Source organism: Tunicatimonas sp. (assembly GCF_049647865.1).
Classification (GTDB): domain Bacteria; phylum Bacteroidota; class Bacteroidia; order Cytophagales; family Cyclobacteriaceae; genus Tunicatimonas.
This window is the reverse complement of record NZ_JBARYM010000500.1, coordinates 1-5105: the sequence shown is the minus strand read 5'-3', so window position 1 is coordinate 5105 and position 5105 is coordinate 1. Positions and strand designations below refer to the sequence as shown.

Sequence of the window (5105 nt, the reverse complement as noted above, 5' to 3'; positions counted from 1 at the left end):
ATACGCCCAGCGCTGGAAGTTTAAGCAACCCGGCCCCGCCGATTTTTTCCGCACCATGGAAGATGCTTCGGCAGTAGACCTAGATTGGTTCTGGCGTGGCTGGTTCTACACTACTGATTACGTGGATATAGCAGTGGATGATGTGAAATGGTATCGTATTGCTAACCCCGAAACTGAAGTGGAAAAAACAGTTTCGGCTGATGAAAGCACTATGAGCCAGGATAGCGAAGAAGGTAAAAATTCCAAAGATTGGCCGGATTCCCCGCAAGAAATAACCATCACCGACACTGATGACCGTTACTTCGGCGAGTTTCGCAATCGTACGAATGATGACGAGGTTCGCCGAAATTACGGCGAAAAGAACCTGTATGAAGTAACGTTTAACAATGAAGGTGGATTGGTAACCCCACTGTTGGTAGAATTTACTTACGCCGATGGCACTACCGAAACTGAGTATATTCCGGCGGAGATATGGCGGAAAAACGAGCAACAGGCTACCAAAGTATTTGCTAAAGACAAAGAGGTGGTGAAGATTACCTTAGATCCCGACCGGGGCACGGCCGATGCCGATGTTGCCGACAATGTGTTTCCTCGGAAAGAAGAAAAATCACGTTTCGAGAAATTTAAGAATGAAGAAAGTCGTGAGGAATAGGCACAAAGCGTTTATCTCTTAAACGGCATCTACCAACCGGAGAATTGCTAAAAATAACATTATCAAAGCGGCAGTCTGCCCTATTAAAAACCAATAGACCTTATTAATTTTATCGTCTATTTTATTATCTATCTTATCTGATAATCTTTTTTCTGATTCATTAATTTTGTCTAATAACATTTCTCTGGTATCATACAAATCTTGCTTAGTAGCAAACACGTCTTTGAGCTTATCAAGATTTTGTACTTCTAAATCGTTGAATCCTTGAATAATCGATTCGGCATCTTCAGGGCTGTGGACTTTTCGTAATGCTTCGTGTACTTTAGCGTAATTCATGAACCAGTCTTCTGTTGCTGCATAAATATAACGAAATCTATAGACTTTTGTGATAGAACAAATCAGTACCCTAATTTCCCCCGAACTCTATCTAACACCTCTAAAGCAACCTCGCGCGCTTTAGCCTCACCTTTTTCCAGCTCCTGGTGCAGTTCAGGCAGGTTATTCATATAGTAATCGTACTTTTCTCGCTCTTCGGAAAAGTGATCCCGGATTAGCTCAAACAACGCTTGCTTGGCATGACCGTAGCCGTAATTGCCTCCTTTGTAATTAGCTCGCATATCTCCTATTTGCTGGTCGGTAGCCAGTAAACTGTAAAGAGCGAACACCGTGTCGCCTTCGGTCTTTTTTGGCTCTTCCAAGGGAATACTGTCGGTTTTAATAGACATAATTTGCTTACGCAGTTTCTTCTCAGGCAGAAAAATATCGATCGTATTTTGGTACGACTTACTCATCTTTTGCCCATCGGTGCCAGGAATCACCATGCGGCTTTCGTCAATTTTAGCTTCGGGAATTACGAAAGTTTCGCCGTACTGATGATTAAAGGTCGAGGCCATATCCCGGGTCATTTCCAGATGCTGTTGCTGGTCTTTACCTACCGGTACAAAATTCGCATCATATAAAATAATATCGGAAGCCATGAGTACCGGATAAGTGAATAGTCCGGCGTTCACATCGGCCAGACGGTCGGCTTTATCTTTGAACGAGTGGGCGTTCGCCAGCATTGGGTAAGGTGTGAGGCAGTTCAAATACCAGGTCAGTTCGCAAACTTGGGGAATCTTAGATTGTCGATAAAAAGCATTTTTCTCGGTATCAAAACCACAGGCTAACCAAGCTGCCGCTACGGCGTTTACGTTGGCCTGACGGGTTTCAGCATCTTTAATAGTAGTGAGCGAATGTAAATCGGCAATGAAGAAAAAGGATTCATTGCTTTTATCGCGAGAAAGCTGAATAGCGGGCTGAATCGCTCCCAAAATATTGCCTAAGTGCGGTTTTCCCGAACTCTGTATTCCCGTAAGTATGCGTGCCATATTGTCTCTTTTTCTGCAAAATAAGGTAAAATATCACGTATAACCGAAAAATAGAACTACGTCTGAACTTTTAGATATAAATTCGTTTTGCGAAAATAGATGATAGATAAATTTATGTCGTTGTGTAGAAGTAAATACCTCGCATAATAATTGTTCATACATCTAATAAAGCATAAAATCAAACTCGAACCATGAAAAAGCAACTATCATTTGTGTTCACATTTTTGCTGGCAATAAGTATCACCATATCCACGGTGGCGACTGCCCAAAGTCCGGTTTTAACTTTTGAAACTAACGACCACGATTTCGGTACGGTGAAAGAAGAAGGCGGCCCTATTTCACATGAGTTTATATTTACCAATACCGGAAAAGCTCCAGTTATTGTTAGCAATGTGAAGGCTTCTTGCGGATGTACCACTCCCAGTTGGACGAAAGAACCGATAGCTCCCGGTGAGAAGGGAACCGTTGTAGCCCAGTACAATCCTAAAAATCGTCCGGGCGCGTTCCGCAAATCTATTACGGTTACTTCTAATGCTGAGCCTAGTACCAACGTACTGTACATTAAAGGAAACGTGAATCCTAAGCCTAAAACTCCGCAGGATGATTACCCCACTGCAATGGGTAAACTTCGGGTGAAGTACCGTTCATTCAACATGGGCAAAGTTTTGACTAACGAACCAGCTGAGAAAAACTTTGAGGTTTTTAACGATAGTAATGAACCGGTAACGTTCGCTACCAATGTAGTTACGCCCGGTCATATTTCGGTTGATATTCAACCTCAAACATTGCAACCTAAGCAAAAGGGGACCATCCAAGTAACTTACGATGCTACCGATGCGGTACAGCGCAAGCGATTAGGTTTCTCTACTGATCGTATCCGTCTGTTTACCGACGAAGCAGAAGACAGCCTGAAAGAATTCACGGTAATGGCTACGGTAGAAGAACACTTTGAGCCACTAACTGAAGATCAATTAGCTAAAGCTCCCAAGTTAACTTTTGCAGAAAAGAAGCACGATTTTGGCAAAATTTCACAGGATGGGAAGGTATCCACTAATTTCACTTTCACTAACACCGGAAAAAGCGATTTGAATATTCGGGCCACTAAAGCTAACTGTGGCTGCACCGTTTCTAATCCAGATAAAAACACATTAGCTCCTGGTGAAAGCAGCAAAATTAGCGTGACGTTTAATCCCCGCGGGCGACGTGGCAAGCAGAACAAAGTGATTACTGTTTTCTCTAATGATCCTTCAGCTCCTACTCAGCAGGTAAGCATTTCTGCAAATGTGGATGCCCCAGCAAGTCAGTAAGAGGCGGAATTGAAAGTATCCCCGGATAAGTGTAACGAATTCTGGGGTCTCCCTCTTTTTAAGTGCAGGAGATGCCGGAATTCGCTTACTCATCCGACAAAACCAATCAGTGAGATAGTATCTTATCCGTCAGTTGATTAGCCAGTTCTTCCAAATTGGTATCTAGCATTGTATCGTTCACTGATAAAACCGAGTTTACCATTTCTTGAGGAAGTTGATTAGCTCCCCAATAGGCTCCCAGAATAGCTCCGGTCACCGCTGCCGTGGTATCATTGTCCCGACCAAAATTTACGACGAATGCCATGGATTGGGCAAAGTCAAAATCGCAGAACAGCAGGGCGGTTAGGTTTACCAGAAAAATCTCTCCGGCGTGAAAGGGTAGATCCTGGTTTCTAGCATCCAGCAATAAGAACGCGCGTTGCATCTGCCAAAAGGTGAGCGTATCAAAGGTTGAATTAGCGGGAATTTCAATGCTTATTTCTTCTCCTTCGGGCAGGGGTTGTTTTGCTTGACGAACAATCCGGCGGGCATCCTTCAGCAAGCGATAAGCCGTTCGCCCCACTAGCCGACTTTTGAAGTAGCCGTGGGGATCTACATCGCGCAAGGTATTGATGACTGTTTCGGGAGTAGGTTGGGGCTGCATTGCGGCGGCCACCATTGCGCCTACTAAGCCACTAATATCACGGGCAAAGCCCAGATCAAAAATAGCCAGTTTGTAGGTTTCTCGGTACGCTCGTTCGGGCTGAGCCGGATAAAACGACCCAATGCTGGGAGCGTACAGCATTCCGGCACAAGTCATTTCCCCGCCATAGAACTGACTAAGCGCAAAAGCATATTCGTCTAAATTGCGCTCGGCGTAGGGTTTGGCCACTTTCGCCCACTCCTGGAGCCAAGCCATCCGCCGAACACTCACTTCAAAAGGTTCGGGATCAAAGCCATCGGTTTGCTGGAGTTGCTGAATTTCTTGCTCGTATTTTTCTAAAATATATTTCGCAAAGTCTTCGGCATCAAGGTCTTCTGATTGAGTGAGCAAAAACTCGGTAAGCAGCTTTTTCCAGCGGGTATCGTCGGTAGTGCCTCCGGCCGGCAGATTGTAGTCCCAGGTGCCTTCGGCGGAGGGTTCGCGCACCATCGTATCCAGCTTATCTACAAAGCCATAGTCCGTCACAATATCTTCCCGTAACCACATTTCGGTAGGTGCTCCCATGGCATCGCCAATAGCGGAGCCGACTAGCATGCCCAGCACTTTATCGTATAATTCATCTCGGGAAAGGGCTAGAGATTGTTTATTCTTCCCAGCCAAGGCAGTGCTATCCGTTGATGACGCTGGTTGCTCTTTTTCGGAGAGAGAAGTACAACTTCCGATATAAATGATGATGACTGCCAGTATAGAAAGACGATTATTCATGTCGTTTAGTACTGCCGAACCCAATCGGCGGCTCGCTTTAATAAACTACTTTTCTCCTCTAGCGAAAGAGACAATGGCAACTGAGCTAATCCAATGATTCTGCGTAGAATTTCTACGCCGCTGAATGCTCGCTGGAGCGAATTGCGGTAGCCGCCGTCAGATTGCTCATACTCCCTAAGCACTTGGTCAATTAGCTTCAATGGGGTTTCAGCCATAGTAAGATGAGCGATCATCACCACAACATCAAATTCAGCATCTCCCAAAAAGGCAAATTCAGGGTCAATAATACTAATTCCAGAAGTCGTTTTCAGCCAACTACCGGGATAGTAATCGCCGTGCAACAGAGTTGTTCCGGTAGCTAGATACTGTTC

General features: G+C 44.8%; 5 protein-coding genes and 1 pseudogene. 2 read left to right on the top strand and 4 right to left on the bottom strand.

Translation table 11 applies throughout. From position 1 onward, the window contains the following. Positions 1-652, top strand: a pseudogene (locus tag WBA23_RS14815) (M1 family peptidase); the annotation flags it as partial. Positions 653-670: 18 nt separating this feature from the next. On the opposite strand, the gene WBA23_RS14810 reads toward WBA23_RS14815, so the two are convergent. Together WBA23_RS14810 and trpS are read right to left on the bottom strand one after the other, a co-directional pair. Further along, a complete protein-coding gene (locus WBA23_RS14810; RefSeq protein WP_424583058.1) occupies positions 671-988 on the bottom strand; it encodes a hypothetical protein in 318 nt (105 codons plus the stop codon). Between the two features lie 62 nt (positions 989-1050). Further along, positions 1051-2019 (bottom strand): tryptophan--tRNA ligase, encoded by a 969-nt coding sequence (gene trpS / locus WBA23_RS14805; RefSeq protein ID WP_424583057.1) that lies wholly within the window; start codon positions 2017-2019, stop codon positions 1051-1053. 191 nt (positions 2020-2210) lie between these two features. Between trpS and WBA23_RS14800 the strand changes: the two genes are divergently transcribed. Beyond that, positions 2211-3326, top strand: coding sequence for a DUF1573 domain-containing protein (locus tag WBA23_RS14800; RefSeq protein ID WP_424583056.1), 1116 nt, complete (start codon positions 2211-2213; stop codon positions 3324-3326). Positions 3327-3432: 106 nt separating this feature from the next. On the opposite strand, the gene WBA23_RS14795 is transcribed toward WBA23_RS14800, so the two are convergent. Both WBA23_RS14795 and WBA23_RS14790 read right to left on the bottom strand, forming a co-directional pair. Next, the gene (locus WBA23_RS14795) at positions 3433-4734 is read right to left on the bottom strand and encodes an ADP-ribosylglycohydrolase family protein (protein ID WP_424583055.1); all 1302 of its coding nucleotides are present in this window, start codon (positions 4732-4734) and stop codon (positions 3433-3435) included. Positions 4735-4739: 5 nt separating this feature from the next. Then, a partial coding sequence (locus tag WBA23_RS14790; RefSeq protein WP_424583054.1) for a phosphotransferase occupies positions 4740-5105 on the bottom strand: 366 nt, incomplete at its 5' end.

Excerpts from the sequence above, each read along its gene's own strand:
- WBA23_RS14800 (WP_424583056.1), top strand. The coding sequence starts at position 2,211 with ATGAAAAAGCAACTATCATTTGTGTTCACATTTTTGCTGGCAATAAGT.
- WBA23_RS14795 (WP_424583055.1), bottom strand. The coding sequence starts at position 4,734 with ATGAATAATCGTCTTTCTATACTGGCAGTCATCATCATTTATATCGGA.
- trpS (WP_424583057.1), bottom strand. The coding sequence starts at position 2,019 with ATGGCACGCATACTTACGGGAATACAGAGTTCGGGAAAACCGCACTTA.
- WBA23_RS14810 (WP_424583058.1), bottom strand. The coding sequence starts at position 988 with ATGAATTACGCTAAAGTACACGAAGCATTACGAAAAGTCCACAGCCCT.